Source organism: Thioclava sp. NG1 (assembly GCF_003122275.1).
Taxonomy (GTDB): domain Bacteria; phylum Pseudomonadota; class Alphaproteobacteria; order Rhodobacterales; family Rhodobacteraceae; genus Thioclava; species Thioclava nitratireducens.
Map to the genome: position 1 here is coordinate 139,546 of NZ_QFBB01000001.1, position 20,042 is coordinate 159,587.

The window sequence follows — 20,042 nt, forward strand, 5'->3', positions numbered from 1 at the left end:
TTGGGTAGGAAAAATCTGCCGCCCCCAGATGTGGCGGCAGGCTGTGGCGAATGAGACTCAGCGCAGGAGCGCCATGACCTCGCGACGGTGCGCACGGCTTCGATGTTCGAAAAGGTAAATTCCCTGCCACGTTCCGAGCGTCATACGCCCGGAAATGACGGGAATCTGCAAGCTTACGGGTAGAAGCGCCGACTTGATATGCGCCGGCATATCGTCCGGGCCCTCATAGGTATGGGTGAGGTAGGACATGCTCGGGTCGGTCGAGGGCGGCACCAACCGATGAAAGAATTCGGTCAGATCGGTGCGGACCTCCGGATCGGCATTCTCCTGGATCGCGAGGCTCGCCGAGGTGTGGCGGATGAACAGCGTGAGCAACGCCTCCTCCGCATCGGCCCGCGCGACCCAAGCCGCGACGTCGCGCGTGAACTCGTAAAGACCCGGGCCCGTCGTCGCGATCTCGAACCGATGATGCATCAGCTTTTCGGCGCCGGACGCGCCTCGGACCGATCGGTCGCGACGATCGCGAGGCATTCGGGATTGATGTTCATGATCTTGCGCTCCTTTGCCCAGACGGCGTCTGCCTCGGATGCACTGAGGCCGCGCTTGACCATGGCCTTGGGCTGCGGCGTTCCATCCCCCACCCCGGACACCACCGAATAGGTGCCGCCACCCTCTTCCTGCACGTAGAGGAAACAGGTGCCCGCTTGATCCATGCGCGGCGCGCCCGGTTGCATCGTGCCGACCTGACAGGCGGCGAGAACGAGAGGGGTAAGCAGAAGAAGGCGGCTCATGGGTGGCTCCGTCGAAGTTTCATCAAGCCTAGCAACTGCTTGCGTGACGCGAAAGTGGCGATCACGCGACCCTGTCAGCTCAAGGCATGTGCATCAAACCGTTCATGGTGCAGCCCAGCGGCGCGAGGTCGGCTTCGACTGCCGCCTTGTGCGTGTTGTATTCGACGTTATGAGCGTCGATCGCCGCTTGGCTCGGGGCGTGACCGGACTCGCGCTGCGCCTTGGTCTCGGTCTCGAGGCGCGCGGCCTCGGCCTGATGGTCGCTGGCGAAGATCGCCTTGGCCTTTTCCCAATTCGCGTCGATTTCGTCTCGGCTATCCGCCTCGCAGGTAAAGAGATAGACCAGCTTCGCGGGCTTGTCCGGAATGTAGAACTGCGCGCGCTCGGCCGCATGAGCGGAACCGGCAGCCAGCAGCGCGGTCACGATAAACGTCATGAAGGTTTTCATACGCCCCTCCCCCGGATGACATGAAAACGCCCCCTAAAATCGGGGGCGTTTCAAAATAGTTAGGCTTACTGGTCGAGGAACGAGCGCAGCTTGCGCGAGCGGCTCGGATGCTTGAGCTTGCGCAGTGCCTTTGCCTCGATCTGTCGGATACGTTCGCGAGTGACCGAGAACTGCTGGCCCACCTCTTCGAGCGTGTGGTCGGTGTTCATGCCGATGCCGAAGCGCATCCGCAGAACCCGCTCCTCGCGCGGGGTGAGCGAGGCCAGAACCCGCGTCGTCGTTTCCTTCAGGTTCTCCTGAATGGCACTGTCGAGCGGCAGAACGGCGTTCTTGTCCTCGATGAAATCGCCAAGCTGGCTGTCTTCCTCGTCGCCGATCGGCGTCTCGAGGGAGATCGGCTCCTTGGCGATCTTCATCACCTTGCGGACCTTCTCGAGCGGCATCTGCAGCTTGTCGGCCAGTTCCTCCGGCGTCGGCTCGCGGCCGATCTCATGGAGCATCTGGCGACCGGTGCGGACCAGTTTGTTGATCGTCTCGATCATGTGGACCGGGATACGGATGGTGCGCGCCTGATCCGCGATCGAGCGGGTGATCGCCTGACGGATCCACCACGTCGCATAGGTCGAGAACTTGTAGCCGCGGCGGTATTCGAACTTGTCCACCGCCTTCATCAGGCCGATGTTACCTTCCTGGATCAGGTCGAGGAATTGCAGGCCGCGGTTGGTGTATTTCTTCGCGATCGAAATCACGAGACGAAGGTTCGCCTCGACCATCTCTTTCTTGGCCTGACGGGCTTCTTTCTCGCCCTTCTGGACCTGCTGCACGATACGGCGGAATTCGGAGATATCGACACCGACATACTGACCGACCTGAGCCATCTCGGCGCGCAGCTCTTCGACCTTGTCGGCGGAGCGCTCGAACAGGGCCTGCCATGCGCGGCCCGACTTTGCCTGCATCCGCTCGGACCAGCTCGGGTCGAGCTCGTAGCCGCGATACTCTTCGATGAATTCGCGACGGTTGATGCGAGCCTGATCGGCGAGCTTCACCATTCCGCTGTCGATCGACATGATCTTGCGGTTGATACCGTAGAGCTGGTCGATCAGCGCTTCGATCCGGTTGTTGTGCAGGTGAAGCGAGTTCACCAGTTCGACGATCTCGGAGCGCAGTTTCTGATACGCGGCTTCCTCGGTGACCGAGAAGGAGCCATCCTCGTTCAGCGTCGCCGACATCCGCAGGTCCTGCATCTCGGCAAGCAGCGCGTAATCACCAGCGATCAGTTCGAGCGTCTCGAGAACGCGCGGCTTCAGCGCGGCTTCCATCGCGGCGAGCGACAGGTTCGCGCCTTCATCCTCGTCGTCATCGTCGGACTGGATCGGGTTGCCGTCGGCGTCGAGCTCGGGCTCCGACTTGCCGCTGTCGTCGTCCGATTTCGGCTCGCCCTCGACGGCGGGCCCTTCGATCTCTTCCTCTTCGCCTTCGACCCCTTCGAGCGAATTGCCGAAAGTGGTCTCGAGGTCGATCACGTCGCGCAGGAGAATTTCTTCATTGAGAAGTTCATCGCGCCAGATCGTGATTGCCTGGAAGGTCAGCGGGCTTTCGCAAAGCCCCGCGATCATCGTGTTGCGGCCAGCCTCGATGCGCTTGGCGATGGCGATTTCGCCCTCGCGGGAGAGAAGCTCGACCGAGCCCATCTCGCGCAGGTACATCCGTACCGGGTCATCGGTGCGATCGAGCGTTTCCGAGGTGGTGGTCGACACCGCGACTTCGCGCGAACCGGACCCGGTCGTCGCGACCTGGCCGCCCTGGCTGCTGCCCTCTTCCTCGTCGGCTTCTTCCGCCTCGATGACGTTGATGCCCATCTCCGAGAGCATCGACATCACATCCTCGATCTGGTCACCGGAGACCTGATCTTGCGGCATCACCTTGTTGAGTTGGTCATAGGTGATGAACCCACGTTCCTTCGCCTCGGCGATCATCCGCTTCACGGCGGCCTGACTCATGTCGAAGGACGTCGCGTCGTCGCTCGGGGTGTCGGATTTATTGTCGTCGATGTCTTTGGCGGCCATGTGGGCTCCTCGGTCAGGGCTTGGTTGTGCTCAAGCTATGACGAAAGCGAATCATATCTCGTCTGTGTATCGAATCGCAGCGGCGAATCACAGGGGCGCGAGGGGCTGTGGACATAAAGTTGATACTGAATGTGTCCGCAACAATTCGCTTTCCCATAATCCGAAGGCCCGCTGCCATCCGGCTCATTGTTTCTTACGCCAGATTTCCCCGTCGATCATGGCCTGAAGCGTCGCGGACAGCGCCGCCTGATCTTCGCCCATATCGGAGGAGTCCTCCAGTTTCGATCTCTCGGCGCGATGGCGCAGCGATGCTGCTTGCGCCAGACGCCAAGTCACGCCTTCGTCGGCAAGCCCCGCCAGATCCTCCATAGCGTCGGCGACCTCTTCGCGCACGGCGCGAGCGGCGTCCAGCTTGGCCAATTCCTCGGTCAGGCACATGCGTGCCAGATCGAGGTTCTCGGCGTTGCGAACCGGGGGGGCAGAGCGCAAATGGGGCAGGTTCAACAGCTTTTCAAGGTCAGCCGCCATTTCCGCGTACAGGTTTTTCGCGATTTCCGGGGCGGGTGTGGCCACATGCATAAGCATCCGGTGTCGTAGCCGGTCATGTGTCTCATCGCGCAGTGGAACGGCTTCGAGTTCCGCTTCGAATTCCGAGATCAGGGCCGGATGCGTGACGCAGATGCCGAGGATCATCGCTTCGCGCAGATGCTCTGCCACGTCGTTCGGCGCTGTCGCGAGCAATGAGGCGCGCGTCTCGGGCAAGGCAGGCGGCGGCGCACCGAAACGGCCTTTGCCGCGCTTGCCGCCAGAGCCGAAACCGCCTGGGATAAAACCGCCACGCGAAGGCTGCGCCCCGCCCGGAGAATGCCCCTGTGGACCGCCTTGGGGACCGGTGCCAAACAGCTCCCAACGCAGGCGCTTTATTTCGTCGCCATAATGGCCCCGGATCGAGGGATCCTGAATGCGCGAAATCGCGGCGCGCAGGCTCTTGTCCAAGGCAGCGCGGCGTTCGGGACTGTCGAAGACCTTGCCCTCGGTCTCGCGTTGCCACAGCAGCGAGACCATCGGCTTTGCCTCGGACAGGATCGTCTCCATCGCCTCGCGGCCCTGCTTGCGGATCACGTCGTCGGGGTCGAGCCCCGGCGGCATGATCGCGAAGCGCACGCCCTTCCCCGCCTCCAGCAACGGCAGCGCGAGATCGATCACCCGCAGCGCCGCGCGCAGGCCCGCCGTATCGCCATCGAGCGCGATGATCGGCTCGTCATGGATGCGCCACATCAGGCGCAACTGATCTTCGGTGATCGCGGTGCCCAGCGGTGCGACCGCCCCGCCGAAGCCGCCCTCGACCATGGCGATCACATCCATGTAGCCTTCGCAGACCACGAGCGGCGCTCCCTTGCCGCAGGCTTCGCGCGCGGGACCGTGGTTATAGAGCGAGCGCCCCTTGTCGAAGAGCGCGGTCTCGGGCGAATTGAGATATTTCGCCGGATCGTTCGGATCCATCGCGCGCCCGCCGAAGGCGATGCAGCGACCGCGCGGATCGCGGATCGGAAAGATGATACGGTTGCGGAAGACGTCGAAGGGCTCGCGCCCCTTCTGGCTCTCCTTCGCGAGGCCGGCGCCCTTGATCAGGTCGTCGGAAATTCCCTTCGCCTTGAGCGCATCGCGCAGCCCCTGCCAACCGGGCGGGGCGAAGCCGATCTCGAAACGGTCGATGGCGGGTTTGTTCAGGCTGCGACCGGCCAGATAGTCGCGCGCGGCGTTTCCGGCCTGCGTGTTCAGGTGAAGGCGGAAATACTTCACCGCCTCTTCCATCACGTTGGCCAGCTCAGTACGCAGATCGGCCTTCTCCTGCGCCATCGGATCGCGGGCGGGCATCTGCATCCCGGCCTCGCGGGCGAGAATTTCCACCGCCTCCATGAAGCTGACATTCTCGGTCTCGCGCACGAAGCTCAGCGCGTCGCCCTTCGCGTGGCAGCCGAAGCAGTAGTAATAGCCCTTGCGATCATCGACATGGAACGAGGCCGATTTTTCCTGGTGGAACGGGCATGGCGCCCACATGTCGCCCTTCGCCTGGTTCGACTTGCGCATATCCCAAATGACCTTGCGCCCCACGACCTGAGCGATCGAGGAACGGCTGCGCAATTCGTCGAGAAATCCGGGCGGCAAACTCATGGCCTCTATATTGGCCCCAAGCCCGGCAGAGTCGAGAGGAGGCGCAGAGCTACCCACAGCTTTCGCGCCACTCGCGGCCATGAACTTTGCGTCAGCGAAAGCCGCAGACCGCATAATTTCAGACAAGTTAACCCAGTTTAAACGACTCGGTTCCAAAGACAGGGCTTGCCCTCTCAGGGCCGCGCGATTGACCCACTTTTGGGAAACGGTGGCGCCCCGGAAGTCGCATTTCACAGTTAAAGCACAACAATTCCATGAAGTTAGACAAGGTTTTGCCTTAATTTCGCCGTAGGAATTACGGAGCTTAGTTCGGTGTTTTTTTTGCGAGTTTTCTCCGCTGGCGGCGAGGCCAACTGACATGGAGAAGGAGGTCTGGATGAGGGACAAATACGGACAGAACGGCTTGGCACGCCGTATCGAGAACACGCGCGCCCGAATGGGGCGGTTCGCGCAGGATGAAGATGGAGCGGTCTTCATCTTCAGTCTGCAGGTCCTGATCGTGCTGATGGTCATTGGCGGCATCGCGATCGACTTCGTGCGCCAGGACGAACGCCGTACGCTCATCCAAAGTTCGCTCGACCGGGCCGCTCTCGCGGCAGCCAATCTGGATCAGACGCTCGACCCTGCGCTCGTGGCAAAGGATTACCTTTCCGCGAGCGGCCTCGACTATCTCAACATCCAACCCGAAGTCGAAGAGGGCGCGCAGAAGGAATATCGCCGCGTGTCGATGACCGCGCAGGATGACATGCCGACGATCTTCGGCGACCTGATCGGCTTCGGCGTCAAATCCTTCCGCTCGAACACCCACGCGCAAGCCGAGGAATCGATCGGCAATGTCGAGATTTCGATGGTGCTCGACGTGTCCGGTTCGATGGGCCAGACCGATTCCGGCTCCTATTACGGCGTGACGAAAATCGCATCGCTGCGCGATGCCGCGACGAATTTCACGAAGAAGATGTTTGACAACGTGCAACCGCCCGGGGCGCCCGCCGGACGCCTTTCCATCTCGATCGTGCCCTACAACCAGCAGGTCTCTCTCGGCCCCGATCTGGCCTCGGCCTATAATCTTTCGACCGATCACAGCTACAACACCTGCGCCGACGTGCAACTTCAGGGCTTCAACAGCGTGAGCCTGCCGACCTCCGGGTTGCAGCGCACCATGTATGGCTGGAGCTACGATTTCGTCGGCCAGAACATGTATGTCCAGAAGCGCATCAGCGATTCAGGCGAGAACTGCTACGAGCACAGCTACGGCGACATCATGGCATTCGAGGACAACCAGAGCGATATTCTCAACAAGATCTCTTCGCTGCGCGCAGGCGGCGACACCGCGATCGACATCGGGGCCCGCTGGGGCTTTGCGCTGCTCGACCCGTCGGCGAAACCGGCCGCCACGGCGCTGGTCGAGGCTGGAACGATTTCGTCTGACGTGGCCGACCGCCCCCTGCCCTATCCCGCCACCGGGCTGAGCGTCGACGAACGCTCGATGAAGGTGATGATTCTGATGACCGATGGTCAGAACACGCGCTCCTTCTCGACACGGATGCAGTATCGGACCGGCAATTCCGGCCTTTATTCGACGGTGAGTTCGACGTCGTTCAACGATGACTACACGACCATGTCGAAAATGTACTGGTTCTCTCAGGAACGTCAGGATCTGGGCGAAAAGCCTTATTATTCTTTCGCCGACCGCAATTGGTATGCGCCCGAGGAGATCGGCGATACGACCACGAAGTGGGTCTATGGACGCTATTGCACCACCGACTACTGGGGGCGCGAATCCTGCTCGTATGGCTGGTACCAGGAAAAACAGTTCGTTCACCGCGACCTGAACGCGATCGACTGGCGTACGATCTGGAGCAAGGGATGGTCGCTCCAATACGTAATTCAGACCTTCCTCCTGCCGCCGCGCCAGCGCCTCGATCCGGAGGAATCCGTGGCGTCGATTTACGATGAGATGGCTATCTCTTCGATGTTCTCGGAGAAGGACAAGAACCTGCACGACGTCTGCAAGGCCGCGAAAGACAAGGAAATCATCGTCTTTACCGTCGCCGTCGATGCCCCCCAGAGCGGCAAGACCGCACTGGCCGACTGCAGCTCCGGCCCGAGCTACCAATACGACGTTGACTCCGCCAATCTCGCGGATGCGTTTTCCTCGATCGCGACGCAGATCTCGACCCTGCGCCTGACCAACTGACCGGAGGGTGCAGAGCATGGCATTGAGGCAGAGACATAAGCGAGCTTTCCTGAGGGCGGAGGACGGGGCGGTGACGATCCCCGCCCTGTTCTGGATCGTGTTCCTGATCTTCTTCATGTTCGCCGGGATCGAGCTGGGCGTGATCTTCATCAAGCAGACCCTGCTGACCCGCGCGACCGAAGCCACGAGCCGCATCGTCCGTATCGGCAACTATTCCAGCATCGACGAAAAGACGCTACGCCATGAAATCTGCAAACAGGCAGGCTTCTTCGGCAGCACCTGCATGAATCGGGTTTCCGTCGAGATGTTTCAGGTGGACAAGACCGACTGGACGTCCTCCATCGCCAACCATCCGGTGCGCTGCGAGGATTTCTCGGACGTGACCAAGCCGCCACCTGCCGGCACGCTGGAGGCCGCCATTCCCGATCAGCTGATCCTCGTGCGGGTCTGTTTGCGCGAGAAACCGATGATGCTGGAAGACTTCATCGCCCAGGCTTTCCTGAAGGCATCGCCGGTCGGCGCGGATGGCGATTACGCTCTGGTTGCAACGACCGCGATCGTGATCGAACCGGCGGTCGCTTCAACCGCTGGCAGTGGAGGAACCTGAGCGATGCTGATGCCAAAGTTGCGCAATCTGCTCCACCGTTTCCGCAAGGACGAAACCGGCTCCATCCCGATCGAGGGGCTTCTGGCCTTCATCATGCTGTCGGGCTGGCTGATCCTGTCGATCGAAATCTATGACGTATTCAAGATCCGCGGCGCCGCGACCCGGGCCAATGTGACGGTCTCGGACCTGATCTCGCGCGAGCGCGATCCGATCGGCCCAAAATATGTCGCGGGCATCAAGAAAGTGTTCGACTTCACGACCGGCAATAATGACCCGTCGCGCAGCTGGATTCGCGTGACGTTGGTGAGATGCTGGGACGATCCGCTGGATCTGGGCCACACCTGCAACGATCCTGCCGAAGGCAGCGACGCGAAGAAGGTACAGCTCGAGGATTCCTACGCGACCGGGTTGGCGCAAAGCTACACGCAGGAGGCGCTCGACCTGGAAGCGGATCGCATTCCGATCCTCGCCGCGGGCGATCAGGCGTTGATCGTGGAGACCTCCTACGCCTACGACCTGCCGTTCAAGCTGTCCGAGGCCTACAAGGCCTATCTCGCATCGATCGGCAAAGACCCGAGCAAGCATTTCGTGGGCTTCCACGACGCGATCTCGTTCGACAATTTCATCGTAACCCGGCCGCGCGTCGCCCGCCTGACGTGGCTCGACGATCACTGAGGCGCTGCACGACCGTGGCCCTCAGTGGTGGTCGCGCCAGCGATTGACGATCGGGTAGCGGCGATCCAGCCAGAAGGCCTTGCTCGAGAGACGCGTGCCAGGCGCGGACTGGTGACGCTTCCATTCCGAGATATAGAGCAGATGCTCGACCTTCTTGACGGTGTCGCGATCGTAGCCTTCGGCAACGAGATCGGCGACCGATGCGTCGCCCTCCACCAGTCCTTCGAGAATACCATCCAGTACCGGATAGGGCGGCAGGCTGTCCTCGTCCTTCTGGTCGGGGCGCAGTTCCGCGGAGGGCTGCTTGTCGATGATCGCGCGCGGGATCACCTCGCCCTCGGGGCCCTTCATCCATTCGCGGTGATTGGCGTTGCGCCAGCGGCAGGTCTCGAAGACGCGGGTCTTGTAGAGATCCTTGATCGGATTGTAGCCGCCCGCCATGTCGCCGTAGATCGTCGCATAGCCCACGGCCATCTCGGACTTGTTGCCGGTGGTCAGAAGCATCTCGCCGAACTTGTTCGACAGTGCCATCAGCATGACCCCGCGCAGGCGCGACTGGATGTTTTCCTCGGTCACGTCGGGCTGAGTGCCCTCCATCAGATGGGCAAGCGCATCCGAGACCGCATCGCGCGCCCCGTCGATCCGCACCGTGTCGAGGCGCATCCCCTGCCGCGTCGCCAGATCGGCCGCGTGATCGAGCGATCCCTGCGAGGTGTATTCCGAGGGCAGCATCACGCAATGCACGGCCTCCGGCCCCAGCGCGTCCGCTGCGATTGTCGCGACCAGCGCGGAGTCGATCCCGCCCGACAGGCCGAGAACGACCTTGGAGAAGCCCGACTTGCGCAGGTAATCGCCAAGGCTTTCGACCATGGCGCGGTAGTCCTGCTCCCATTCCGAGGGTTGCGGATCGTCCCGGCCCGCGACGCAGGCCCAGCCCTCACCGTCACGCTCGAAATCGACATGGTCGATGATCTCGTCGAAAGGCGCGAATTGCGCGGCCAATTGCCCGTGACGGTTCAGCACGAAGCTCGCCCCGTCGAAGATCTGATCGTCCTGCCCACCGACCGAGTTGAGATAGGCGAGCGGCAGCCCGGTCTCGACCACGCGCGCGACCATGTGGGTCATCCGTACGTCGAGTTTGTTGCGGTGATAGGGCGAACCGTTCGGCACGATCAGGATCTCGGCCCCGGTCTCGGCCAGCGTCTCGGCCACATCCGGATGCCACGCATCCTCGCAGATCGGCGTCCCGATGCGCACGCCGTTGATCGCGTAGGGCCCGGAGATCTGGCCGGTATCGTAGATGCGATACTCGTCGAAAATCCCGTGATGCGGCAGATCGTGTTTGAGCATCCGCGCGACCAGCGCGCCGTCTTTCCAGACCCAATAGGCGTTATACTGCCCCTGCTCCGTCCAGTAGGGCCCGCCGATGCCCAGCGCTGGGCCATCGGAAATCCGCGCGCCCAGCGCCTCCATCGCGGCGACCGCGTCGCGCACGAAGGCGGGCTTCGCGATCAGGTCCTGCGTCTGGTAGCCGGTCAGGAACATCTCGGGTAGCACGACCATGTCGGCGCCTGCGCGCTTGCCCTCCTGCCATGCGGCGAAGGCCTTCTCGGCATTGGCCTCCAGCGCGCCCACGGTGGGGTTGAGCTGGGCCATGGTGAGGCGGAAACGATCGGCCATAAGCGTCCTCGAGGCTGTTATCGCCCCCTCATTTAGCAGAAAACGATGGGGTGAAAAGGGGATGGCTGCCCTGCATTCGCCCCCCCTTCCCTTATGCGGCCCCGACACGACCGCCCTGCCCGCTTGTCAGGCTACCCCCGCGCAATTAACCTTTCCCCAAGCCCGGCAGAGCGCGAATCCACGCGCTCGCGAGACCGGGGCACAGGCAGCACCATCAGGGGGCACCATGGCAGGCGCGCAGCTTCGCATCGCGACATTGGCAGTTCTGATCGGATGCGCCGCGCAGATCGCGTCGGCGCAAGAGGTCATCACCAAGCAATACGACGACGGCGGCCTCTACAAGGGCACCTTCACCGATGGCAAGCAGGACGGCTACGGCAGCTACAAGCTTCCCTCGGGCTACGAATACGAAGGCCAATGGGTGATGGGCGAGATCAAGGGCGAGGGCCGCGCGCGCTTCCCCAACGGCTCGGTCTACGAGGGCCAGTTCGACCACGGCAAACCCAACGGCAAGGGCAAGATCACTTTCGCCGATGGCGGCACCTACGAGGGCGACTGGCTCAACGGTCAGATCACCGGCACCGGCACCGCGCATTATGCCAACGGCTCGGTCTATAAGGGCCAGTTCCGCAACGCGATGCATGACGGCAAGGGCACGCTCGAGAGCGCGAACGGCTATCGCTACGAGGGCGACTGGCTAGGCGGCGTCAAGCAAGGCATGGGCAAGATCACCTATCCCGACGGCTCTACCTACGAGGGCCAGATGGCGCATGGCCAGCGCGACGGCACCGGCACGCTCACAATGGCGGACGGGCTGACCTATGTCGGCGAGTGGAAGGCCGGCCAGATGAACGGCCGCGGCACGCTCACCCAACCCAATGGCGACGTCTATGAAGGCCAGATGGTCAACGGCAAGCGTCACGGGACCGGCAAGGTCACCTATGCCAATGGCGACACTTACGAAGGCGAGTTCCTCCTCGACAAGCGCCACGGCACCGGCACCTTCCACGGCAAGGACGGCTACGTATACACGGGCCAGTGGAAGGAAGGCCGAATCGAAGGTCAGGGCAAGGTGAAATACCCCGACGGCTCGGTCTACGAGGGCAGCTTCAAGAACGACCTGCCCGACGGTCAGGGCAAGATCACCTATCCCGACGGCTCCAGCTACGAGGGCGGCTGGGCGCATGGCGTCATACAGGGCACCGGCACGGCGCGCTACGCGAACGGGCTCGTCTACGAGGGCGAGTTCAAGAACGCGCGCAATGACGGGAAGGGCAAGATGACCTACCCGGACGGCTACAGCTACGAGGGCGATTGGGTGAACGGGCAGCGCGAGGGTCAGGGCGTCGCGCGCTATGCCGACGGCACGACCTACGAGGGCGGTTTCAAGAACGGCCAGCGCGACGGGACCGGCAAGCTGACCATGCCCGACGGGTTCACTTATGAGGGCCAGTGGCGCAACGGTGCGATCGACGGGCAAGGCCGCGCAACGTATGCCAATGGCGACACCTACGAGGGCAGCTTCGCGAATGGCAAGCGCGAGGGGCAAGGCACGATGACCTACGCCTCCGGGAACGTCGCGAGCGGCGAGTGGTCGAATGACAAGCTCCAGGATACCAGCGCGCCTGCGACGCAGCCGACGCCCGATGCCAGTACCGAGACGTCACCAGCCCCGGCGAACGAACCGGACGCGCAATCCGCTCCGTCTGCAAACTGATCCGGACGCGAGACCGGGCCGAGCGCCCTACAAGGCCTCGCCCCTGTCGAGCTTCTCCAGCAGCGCCTCCGCCGTCTTCAGCTTGGCCTCACGGGTCTCTGTCTTCTGCTTGTCCCAGTTGCGATAGACCAGCCCCATGCGCGGATTGCCCTCGAACCGGTCGCGATGCCGGTCGAGGAAATGCCAGTAAAGGCTGTTGAACGGGCAAGCTTTTTCCCCGTCCTTCGCCTTCACGTCATAGGCGCAGCCGCCGCAGTAATCGGACATCTTGTCGATATAGGCGCCCGAGGAAATGTAAGGTTTCGAGGCCACCACTCCGCCATCGGCGAACTGGCTCATCCCCGCCGTGTTCGGCGCCTCCACCCATTCATAGGCGTCGATATAGACGGCGAGATACCAGTCCTGCACTTGGCGCGGGTCGATGCCTGCCAGCAGCGCGAAATTGCCCGTGACCATCAGCCGCTGGATATGATGCGCATAAGCCAGATCGCGGGTCTGCCCGATCGCGGCCTTCATGCAGACCATCTCCGTCTCGCCCGACCAATAGAACCACGGCAGATCGCGCTTGTGGTTGAGCGCGTTACGTGAGGTGTAATCCGGCCCTTCGAGGAAATAAATGCCGCGCATGTATTCCCGCCAACCGAGAATCTGCCGGATGAACCCTTCCACCGAATTGATCGGCGCGTCCCCCGCCTTGTAGGCCTCTTCCGCGGCCTTGCAGACCTCCAGCGGCGAAAGCAGACCGAGATTGATGCTCGACGACAGGATCGAGTGATGCAGCAGCCGGTTCCCGGCCAACATCGCATCCTGATAGGCCCCGAAATCGTGCAGATTATGGGCGATGAAATGCTCCAGCGCGCGTTCGGCCTGCGCGCGGCTGACCGGCCAGTTGAATTCGTCGAGCGATCCGAAATTATCGGGAAATTCCGCCTCGACCATCTCGAGCACCTCCTGCACGAGCGCATCCTTGCGGAAGGTCGGCGCGGGCTCGCGGAACAGGTCGGGCTGGGCGGGCTTGCGGTTCTCCTTGTCAAAATTCCATTCGCCGCCCGCCGGGTCGTCACCTTCCATCAAGAGCCCTGTTTCGCGACGCATCTCGCGGTAGAACCACTCCATCCGGAGCTCCTTGCGCCCCTCGGCCCACTCCGCGAAGCGCTTTTCAGAGCAGATAAAGCGATCGTCGGGCAGTTGCCGGATCTTGATCGGCGCGCTCTCGAAGGCCTGACGAAGCCGCCATTCGCCGGGGGCGAGTGTGATGACCTCGTCGGCCCCCTCTTCTTCGGCGCGGCGCGCGAATTCGCCAACCAACGAGCCCGCGTTGTCGTCATCGGTCAGCTTGGTGTAGCGGACCTGCCAGCCGTCGCGCTCCAACTCGTCGGCGAAGCGGCGCATCGCGGCGAAGGTCAGCGCCAGCTTCTGCTTGTGATGGCCGGTATAGGTCGCTTCCTCGCGCACCTCGGCCATCACGACCACGTCCGCGCTCTTGTCGCCGCAGCGCAAAGCCGCGCCGTCATGGCTCAGCTGATCGCCCAGCACCGCGATCAGCTTAGTCATAGATCATCTTCCGGGTCATGCCGCCATCGACGACCAGCACCTGCCCCGTCACGAAGCCCGCGTCAGCGAGGTAGAGCACGGCCTCGGCAATGTCACTTGGCTCACCCACACGGCCCACGGGATGCTGCGCGTGATCCGCTTCGCCCAAGGCCTCGCCGCTCGAATTGATCCAGCCGGGCGCGATCGCGTTGACCCGCACCTCCGGCCCAAGGCTCACCGCCATCGCATGGGTCAGTGATGTAACGCCGCCCTTCGCCGCCGCATAGGCGAAGGTATCGGGCTCGGATTGCAGCGCGCGCGTCGAGGCCATGTTGACCACTGCCCCCCGACCCTTGCGCAAGGCGGGCAAAGCCTCGCGCGCCATCAGGAACGTCCCGGTCAGATGCGGGTCGATCCACTTGTGCCACGCCTCCAGCGTCAGCTCCTCCAAAGGTCCGCATTCGGGATCGGCCGGCCCACCATTGTTCACCAGCAGATCGAGCGTCTCGAACCCGGCCTCGGCGACCGCAGACCGAACATCGTCTTCGCTCCCCAGATCGCAACGGATCGCCTGCAAGCCTTCGCGCGCCTCCAGCGGGCCGATATCCAGATCGAGCGCCGCGACCTGCCAGCCGCGATCCAGCAGCGCCTCGGTGATGGCGCGACCGATGCCGCGCGCGGCGCCGGTGACGATGGCGTTTCGGGTTACCATGGAATCTCCTTGCCTGCGTAGTCGTAAAAGCCGCCCGATTGCGCGGGCGTCAGCGCGCCCAACACATCCAGCAACCGGCGCGCGGCGTCTTCGGGGGCGAGCTTGTCGCGCGGGTAATCTGCGGTAAAGGGGGTGTCTACCGTGCCCGGATGCAGCGCCGCGATCACGAGCTGCTTGTGAGAGCGCCCCAGCTCGATCGCCGCGCCATGCAGCAGCTGGTTCAGGGCCGCTTTCGAGGTCCGATAGCTATACCAACCGCCCAAACCGTTATCGCCGATCGAGCCGACCCGCGCCGAGAGCGCCGCGAACCGTGCGGGCTTGTCCCGGGGCAGAAGGCGGGCTGCATGTTTCAAGACCAGCGCCGGACCCATCGCGTTCACGGCGAACTGGCTCTGCAATTCCTCGGGGGTCAGATGCGACAAGGCCTTTTCCGGCGTACCGAGCGCGCCCGAGGCCACGAAGATCAGATCGACTGGCCCGTCGATCCCGCGCAGCCCCGCCTCGACTGCGCGTTCATCCGTGACATCGAACGCGTCGCGCGACCGCGACAGCCCCGTCACCGCGAAGCCGCGCGCCTCCAGCTCCGCCCGGATCGCCGCGCCGATCCCGCCCGTATCTCCGATCACGATTGCCTGACCTGCCACTGTCGCCTCCGTTATATGCGCCCAAAGGCTACGCGGCCCCGCCTCCAGCGGTTCCTTTTTTGCTTTTCATTTATCACTTGGCGCCTATAGTGCCCCTCATGACACGGGTTAAGCATATTCAACTCACCGCAGCCGGGGCGTTCGCCCAAGGCGCGATGCCCCGTGGTCTCCTTCTTCTTAGCAGCCTCTGAGCGTGCCTTCGGGCGCGAACGCTCAGGGGTAGCCAGCGCCCGGACAACTCCCGAAAGCCACCGCGCAATGCTGGCCTTCGGGCCCAAGTAACGCTAAGAGCCAAGACGAAAGAGACTAGCAGATGGCCCAGACCATGATCGACAAAAACCGCGTTCTGATTTTCGACACGACCCTGCGTGACGGCGAGCAATCGCCGGGTGCGACGATGACCCATGACGAGAAGCTCGAAATCGCCGATCTGCTCGACGAAATGGGCGTGGATATCATCGAGGCCGGCTTCCCGATCGCCTCCGAGGGCGATTTCGAAGCCGTCAGCGATATAGCGAAACGCGCCAAGTTCTCGACCATTTGCGGGCTCGCCCGCGCGAGGCTGCCTGATATCGACCGCTGCTGGGAAGCCGTGCAGCACGCGCAGTCGCCGCGCATCCACACTTTCATCGGCACCTCGCCGCTGCACCGCGCGATCCCGAACCTGACGATGGACGAGATGGCCGACGTGATCCACGAGACCGTCAGCCACGCGCGCAACCTGTGCGACAACGTGCAGTGGTCGCCGATGGATGCCACCCGGACCGAGCATGACTATCTCTGCCGCGTCGTCGAAATCGCGATCAAGGCGGGCGCCACCACGATCAACATCCCCGACACGGTGGGCTATACCGCGCCGGTCGAATCCGCCGACCTGATCCGGATGCTGCTCGAGCGGGTGCCGGGCGCCGACGAGATCATCTTCGCGACGCACTGCCACAACGATCTGGGCATGGCGACGGCGAACGCGCTGGCCGCGGTCGATGCAGGCGCGCGCCAGATCGAATGCACGATAAACGGTCTGGGTGAGCGCGCGGGCAACACCGCGCTCGAAGAGGTGGTGATGGCGATGAAGGTTCGTCAGGACATCATGCCCTACCAGACCCATATAGACACGACGAAGATCATGAACATCTCGCGCCGCGTGGCGCAGGTGTCGGGCTTCCCGGTGCAGTTCAACAAGGCGATCGTCGGCAAGAACGCCTTCCTGCACGAAAGCGGCATCCACCAGGATGGCGTGCTGAAGAATGTCGAAACCTTCGAGATAATGAAGCCCGCCGATATCGGCCTTAACGAGGCGAATATCGCGATGGGCAAGCATTCGGGCCGCGCCGCGCTGCGCGCCAAGCTCAAGGATCTGGGCTACGAGCTGGGCGACAACCAGCTCAAGGACGTCTTCGTCCGCTTCAAGGCGCTGGCCGACCGCAAGAAGGAAATCTACGACGAGGACCTGATCGCGCTGATGACCGACAGCGCCGCGAACACCGCCGACGACTACCTGCAGGTCAAATGGCTGCGCGTGGTCTGTGGCTCGGACGGTCAGGAAGCCGAGCTGAAGATGCTCGTCGATGGTGAGGAAAAATCCAGCAAGTGCCAGGGCGACGGCCCGGTCGACGCGGTCTTCAACTGCGTCAAGGAAATCTATCCGACGCAAGCCAAGCTGAAGCTCTATCAGGTGCACGCGGTCACCGAAGGCACCGACGCGCAGGCGACCGTTTCGGTGCGCCTCGAGGAAGATGGGCGGATCGGCACCGGGGCCGCGTCGGACACCGACACGATCCTCGCGAGCGTGAAGGCCTATGTCGGCGCACTCAACCGCCTGCGCTTCCGCAGCCAGAAAACCGCGCCCGACGCGGACGTGAAAACGGTGAGCTACAAGCTCTGAGCCCACCGCCAGTTGCACAGCTTTCGGGCAGCCCGAGAACGGCTGCCCGTTTTCATGTCGACCCGGCGCGATTTTCCCGTTTTCAGCACGATTTCGTGACGCATCGCATATCTGCAATTTCAAGCGCATTTCCGCGGGGAAATCCGCCCGAAATGTTGAAAAAGGTCAATCGCTTGACCTTGCCTCAGCGGATAACCGCAAGGGGGCCTCGCCTACGGCGCAAATCCGCTTCCCCGTAAGGGCCGCTTTGACTATACGAGGCGCGGGCCGTGGCTTGGCGCGAGTCGCGGTATTTCTAAGAAATTTGGGATGGGACAGGCGTAATATGGTTGGTGGGATCTTCTCCTCGGACATGGCGATCGACCTCGGGACGGCGAACACGCTGGTCTATGTCAAAGGCAAAGGGATCGTGCTGAACGAGCCCTCGGTGGTCGCCTATCACGTCAAGGACGGCAAGAAGCAGGTGCTGGCGGTCGGTGAAGACGCCAAGCTGATGCTCGGCCGGACCCCCGGCTCTATCGAGGCGATCCGCCCGATGCGCGACGGCGTCATCGCGGATTTCGACAGCGCCGAGGAAATGATCAAGCATTTCATCCGCAAGGTGCACAAGCGCTCGACCTTCTCGAAGCCGAAGATAATCGTCTGCGTTCCGCATGGCGCGACCCCGGTGGAGAAGCGCGCGATCCGTCAGTCGGTTCTCTCGGCAGGTGCGCGCCGCGCCGGCCTGATTGCAGAGCCGATTGCGGCCGCCATCGGTGCGGGCATGCCGATCACCGACCCCACGGGTTCGATGGTGGTCGATATCGGCGGCGGCACGACCGAGGTCGCGGTCCTTTCGCTGGGCGACATCGTCTATGCGCGCTCGGTGCGCGTGGGCGGCGACCGGATGGACGAGGCGATCATCTCCTACCTGCGCCGCAACCAGAACCTTCTTGTGGGCGAATCCACCGCCGAGCGGATCAAGACCACGATCGGTACCGCGCGGATGCCCGATGACGGGCGCGGCATGAGCCTTCACGTGCGCGGACGCGACTTGTTGAACGGCGTGCCGAAGGAAACCGAGATCACGCAGGCCCAGGTCGCCGAGGCGCTGTCCGAGCCGGTCCAGTCGATTTGCGACGCGGTGATGCAGGCGCTCGAAACCACCCCGCCGGACCTCGCCGCCGACATCGTCGACCGTGGCGTGATGCTGACGGGGGGCGGTGCGCTTCTGGGCGAACTCGATCTGGCGCTGCGCGAGCAGACCGGCCTTTCGATTTCGATCGCCGACCAGTCGCTCAACTGTGTTGCGCTCGGCACCGGCAAGGCGCTTGAATATGAAAAGCAGCTTCGCCACGTCATTGACTACGACAGCTGAGCCGGGCCCGGGATTGCACCACGCCCGGCCAGTGATCTGACCGGAGACGGATTTGGCCAGAAATCGCGACGATCAGGACTATATCGGACCGCTGCGCCGACTGGGCGTTGCGGTTCTTGTCGTCGTGCTACTGGCTCTCTTCCTGGTCTGGCGCATCGACAGCCCGCGGATGGAGCGGTTCCGCTCTGCCCTCGTGGATCGCTTCGTGCCCAGCTTCGATTGGGTGATGGCCCCGGTCACCAAGCTCACCGACATGGTCGAGGGCTTTCAGTCCTATTCCCGCATCTACGAGCAGAACCAGGAGTTGCGCCGCGAGCTGCAACAGATGAAGGCGTGGAAGGAAGCCGCCGTTCAGCTGGAGCAGCAGAACGCCAAGCTGCTTGCCCAGAACAAGGTGCGGCTCGACCCGAAACTCACCTCTGTGTCGGGGCGTGTGCTGGCCGATAGCGGCTCGCCGTTCCGGAAATCGGTGCTGCTGAATGTCGGCAAGCGCGACGGCATTGTTGATGGCTGGGCCACGATGGATGGGCTGGGCCTCGTGGGGCGAATCTCGGGCGTGGGCTCCTCGACCTCGCGGGTGCTGCTGCTGACCGACGCCTCGAGCCGCATCCCGGTCACGATCCCGGCCTCGGGGCAGAACGCGATCCTTGCGGGCGACAACTCCCCCTACCCGTTCGTGGATTTCCTCGAACATCCCGACCGCGTGCGCCCGGGCGACCGCGTGATCTCCTCGGGCGATGGCGGGGTCTTCCCGGCGGGGCTGCTGGTCGGTCAGGTCTTCCAGGGCCGCGACAAGCGGCTGCGCGTGCGCCTCGCCGCCGATTACGAACGGCTCGATTTCCTGCGCGTGTTGCGCTCGCACCCGGCCGAGCGGATCGAGAACGCGGGCGGGCTGATCGCGCCCGACCCGAAAGTCATCGAACAGGAAGCGGCCGAGAAGGCGCGCGCCGAGGCCGCCGCGGGCGCACTCGAACCCGATGGTGGGTCGGAGGGCGGAAACGGGGGCAGCCAATGATCGACCCCATCACCCGCCGCCGCGTCAGCTACCGCACGCTTTTCGTCGTGATCGGCCTCGTACTGATCTTCGTGCGCCTGATGCCGGTCGACCATTCGCCGGGCGGCCTGCCGGGCCCCGACCTGACCTTGGCGCTGACGCTGGCCTGGGTGCTGCGGCGTCCCGAATACGCCCCGGCCCTGCTGATCGTTCTGGTTTTTCTGCTTGAAGACATCATGTTCTGGCGGCCCATCGGACTTTGGACGCTGATCGTCCTCGGCGCGACCGAATTCCTGCGCCGCCGCGAACAAAGCCTGCGCGATCTGCCCTTCGCGCTGGAATGGGCGTTGGTCGCGGGCGTGCTGCTCGCTATGGTGTCGGTGAAGCGCATCGTCCTGCTTGTCACGATGGTCGATCAGCCAAGCCTCGGGCTGGAGCTGTTCCAGATGCTGGTGACGCTGGCCGCCTATCCGGTGGTGGTGCTGGTGTCGCGGGTGGCCTTCGGCCTGCGCCGCGCGGCACCGGGCGAGGTCGACGCCTACGGACATCGAATGTGAGGGG

17 protein-coding genes are annotated in these 20,042 nt (G+C 63.2%); 8 read left to right on the forward strand and 9 right to left on the reverse strand.

The genetic code is table 11. The features are described from left to right. Positions 1-57: 57 nt before the first annotated feature. The 5 genes from DEM26_RS00670 to dnaG form a co-directional block, all read right to left on the reverse strand. Positions 58-474, reverse strand: coding sequence for a secondary thiamine-phosphate synthase enzyme YjbQ (locus DEM26_RS00670; protein ID WP_075774213.1), 417 nt, complete (start codon positions 472-474; stop codon positions 58-60). After that, entirely contained in the window at positions 474-791 is a 318-nt protein-coding gene (locus DEM26_RS00675) for a hypothetical protein (protein ID WP_075774212.1), read from the reverse strand. Before DEM26_RS00675 ends, DEM26_RS00670 begins: the two co-directional genes overlap by 1 nt. A 79-nt stretch (positions 792-870) precedes the next feature. Beyond that, positions 871-1,239, reverse strand: coding sequence for a hypothetical protein (locus DEM26_RS00680; protein WP_075774211.1), 369 nt, complete (start codon positions 1,237-1,239; stop codon positions 871-873). Between the two features lie 65 nt (positions 1,240-1,304). Further along, the gene (rpoD, locus tag DEM26_RS00685) at positions 1,305-3,305 is read right to left on the reverse strand and encodes an RNA polymerase sigma factor RpoD (protein ID WP_088719696.1); all 2,001 of its coding nucleotides are present in this window, start codon (positions 3,303-3,305) and stop codon (positions 1,305-1,307) included. Between the two features lie 183 nt (positions 3,306-3,488). After that, positions 3,489-5,480 carry a DNA primase gene (dnaG, locus tag DEM26_RS00690; protein ID WP_109171490.1) on the reverse strand — a complete coding sequence of 664 codons (1,992 nt, stop codon included), beginning with the start codon at positions 5,478-5,480 and terminating at the stop codon, positions 3,489-3,491. 376 nt (positions 5,481-5,856) lie between these two features. On the opposite strand from dnaG, the gene DEM26_RS00695 reads away from it, so the two are divergent. The 3 genes from DEM26_RS00695 to DEM26_RS00705 all read left to right on the forward strand — a co-directional run bounded on the left by DEM26_RS00695 (position 5,857) and on the right by DEM26_RS00705 (position 8,959). Further along, positions 5,857-7,677 carry a TadE/TadG family type IV pilus assembly protein gene (locus DEM26_RS00695; protein WP_158275067.1) on the forward strand — a complete coding sequence of 607 codons (1,821 nt, stop codon included), beginning with the start codon at positions 5,857-5,859 and terminating at the stop codon, positions 7,675-7,677. 70 nt (positions 7,678-7,747) lie between these two features. Next, complete coding sequence (locus tag DEM26_RS00700) at positions 7,748-8,284, forward strand: hypothetical protein (RefSeq protein ID WP_088719693.1); 537 nt, start codon at positions 7,748-7,750, stop codon at positions 8,282-8,284. 3 nt (positions 8,285-8,287) lie between these two features. Continuing rightward, positions 8,288-8,959, forward strand: a complete 672-nt coding sequence (locus tag DEM26_RS00705) for a TadE/TadG family type IV pilus assembly protein (RefSeq protein WP_088727264.1) — start codon at positions 8,288-8,290, stop codon at positions 8,957-8,959. Between the two features lie 21 nt (positions 8,960-8,980). Here the strand turns inward: DEM26_RS00705 and DEM26_RS00710 are convergent, their stop codons facing one another. Then, a complete protein-coding gene (locus DEM26_RS00710; RefSeq protein ID WP_109171492.1) occupies positions 8,981-10,639 on the reverse strand; it encodes an NAD+ synthase in 1,659 nt (552 codons plus the stop codon). 226 nt (positions 10,640-10,865) lie between these two features. On the opposite strand from DEM26_RS00710, the gene DEM26_RS00715 reads away from it, so the two are divergent. Then, positions 10,866-12,356, forward strand: a complete 1,491-nt coding sequence (locus DEM26_RS00715) for an MORN repeat-containing protein (RefSeq protein ID WP_109171493.1) — start codon at positions 10,866-10,868, stop codon at positions 12,354-12,356. A gap of 27 nt (positions 12,357-12,383) precedes the next feature. Here DEM26_RS00715 and DEM26_RS00720 read toward each other — a convergent pair whose 3' ends face one another. The 3 genes from DEM26_RS00720 to DEM26_RS00730 are packed head-to-tail and all read right to left on the reverse strand — an operon-like array spanning position 12,384 to position 15,245. Further along, a complete protein-coding gene (locus DEM26_RS00720) occupies positions 12,384-13,910 on the reverse strand; it encodes a cryptochrome/photolyase family protein (protein ID WP_109171494.1) in 1,527 nt (508 codons plus the stop codon). Beyond that, positions 13,903-14,601, reverse strand: a complete 699-nt coding sequence (locus DEM26_RS00725) for an SDR family oxidoreductase (protein WP_088734974.1) — start codon at positions 14,599-14,601, stop codon at positions 13,903-13,905. Before DEM26_RS00725 ends, DEM26_RS00720 begins: the two co-directional genes overlap by 8 nt. After that, positions 14,595-15,245 carry an SDR family NAD(P)-dependent oxidoreductase gene (locus DEM26_RS00730; protein ID WP_109171495.1) on the reverse strand — a complete coding sequence of 217 codons (651 nt, stop codon included), beginning with the start codon at positions 15,243-15,245 and terminating at the stop codon, positions 14,595-14,597. The genes DEM26_RS00725 and DEM26_RS00730 overlap by 7 nt, the downstream gene beginning before the upstream one ends. Before the next feature lie 325 nt (positions 15,246-15,570). Between DEM26_RS00730 and DEM26_RS00735 the strand changes: the two genes are divergently transcribed. The 4 genes from DEM26_RS00735 to DEM26_RS00750 all read left to right on the forward strand — a co-directional run bounded on the left by DEM26_RS00735 (position 15,571) and on the right by DEM26_RS00750 (position 20,038). Further along, positions 15,571-17,130 carry a 2-isopropylmalate synthase gene (locus tag DEM26_RS00735; RefSeq protein ID WP_075774340.1) on the forward strand — a complete coding sequence of 520 codons (1,560 nt, stop codon included), beginning with the start codon at positions 15,571-15,573 and terminating at the stop codon, positions 17,128-17,130. A 325-nt stretch (positions 17,131-17,455) separates the two neighbouring features. Next, a complete protein-coding gene (locus DEM26_RS00740) occupies positions 17,456-18,487 on the forward strand; it encodes a rod shape-determining protein (protein ID WP_038064670.1) in 1,032 nt (343 codons plus the stop codon). 52 nt (positions 18,488-18,539) lie between these two features. Next, on the forward strand, positions 18,540-19,502 hold the full coding sequence (gene mreC, locus DEM26_RS00745) for a rod shape-determining protein MreC (protein ID WP_075774201.1): 963 nt from the start codon (positions 18,540-18,542) through the stop codon (positions 19,500-19,502). Next, positions 19,499-20,038 carry a hypothetical protein gene (locus tag DEM26_RS00750; protein WP_075774200.1) on the forward strand — a complete coding sequence of 180 codons (540 nt, stop codon included), beginning with the start codon at positions 19,499-19,501 and terminating at the stop codon, positions 20,036-20,038. The genes mreC and DEM26_RS00750 overlap by 4 nt, the downstream gene beginning before the upstream one ends. Positions 20,039-20,042: the final 4 nt, after the last annotated feature.

Excerpts from the sequence above, each read along its gene's own strand:
- DEM26_RS00720 (WP_109171494.1), bottom strand. The coding sequence starts at position 13,910 with ATGACTAAGCTGATCGCGGTGCTGGGCGATCAGCTGAGCCATGACGGC.
- DEM26_RS00705 (WP_088727264.1), top strand. The coding sequence starts at position 8,288 with ATGCTGATGCCAAAGTTGCGCAATCTGCTCCACCGTTTCCGCAAGGAC.
- rpoD (WP_088719696.1), bottom strand. The coding sequence starts at position 3,305 with ATGGCCGCCAAAGACATCGACGACAATAAATCCGACACCCCGAGCGAC.
- dnaG (WP_109171490.1), bottom strand. The coding sequence starts at position 5,480 with ATGAGTTTGCCGCCCGGATTTCTCGACGAATTGCGCAGCCGTTCCTCG.
- DEM26_RS00740 (WP_038064670.1), top strand. The coding sequence starts at position 17,456 with ATGGTTGGTGGGATCTTCTCCTCGGACATGGCGATCGACCTCGGGACG.
- DEM26_RS00710 (WP_109171492.1), bottom strand. The coding sequence starts at position 10,639 with ATGGCCGATCGTTTCCGCCTCACCATGGCCCAGCTCAACCCCACCGTG.
- DEM26_RS00735 (WP_075774340.1), top strand. The coding sequence starts at position 15,571 with ATGATCGACAAAAACCGCGTTCTGATTTTCGACACGACCCTGCGTGAC.
- DEM26_RS00750 (WP_075774200.1), top strand. The coding sequence starts at position 19,499 with ATGATCGACCCCATCACCCGCCGCCGCGTCAGCTACCGCACGCTTTTC.
- DEM26_RS00695 (WP_158275067.1), top strand. The coding sequence starts at position 5,857 with ATGAGGGACAAATACGGACAGAACGGCTTGGCACGCCGTATCGAGAAC.
- DEM26_RS00725 (WP_088734974.1), bottom strand. The coding sequence starts at position 14,601 with ATGGTAACCCGAAACGCCATCGTCACCGGCGCCGCGCGCGGCATCGGT.
- DEM26_RS00715 (WP_109171493.1), top strand. The coding sequence starts at position 10,866 with ATGGCAGGCGCGCAGCTTCGCATCGCGACATTGGCAGTTCTGATCGGA.
- DEM26_RS00675 (WP_075774212.1), bottom strand. The coding sequence starts at position 791 with ATGAGCCGCCTTCTTCTGCTTACCCCTCTCGTTCTCGCCGCCTGTCAG.
- DEM26_RS00680 (WP_075774211.1), bottom strand. The coding sequence starts at position 1,239 with ATGAAAACCTTCATGACGTTTATCGTGACCGCGCTGCTGGCTGCCGGT.
- DEM26_RS00670 (WP_075774213.1), bottom strand. The coding sequence starts at position 474 with ATGCATCATCGGTTCGAGATCGCGACGACGGGCCCGGGTCTTTACGAG.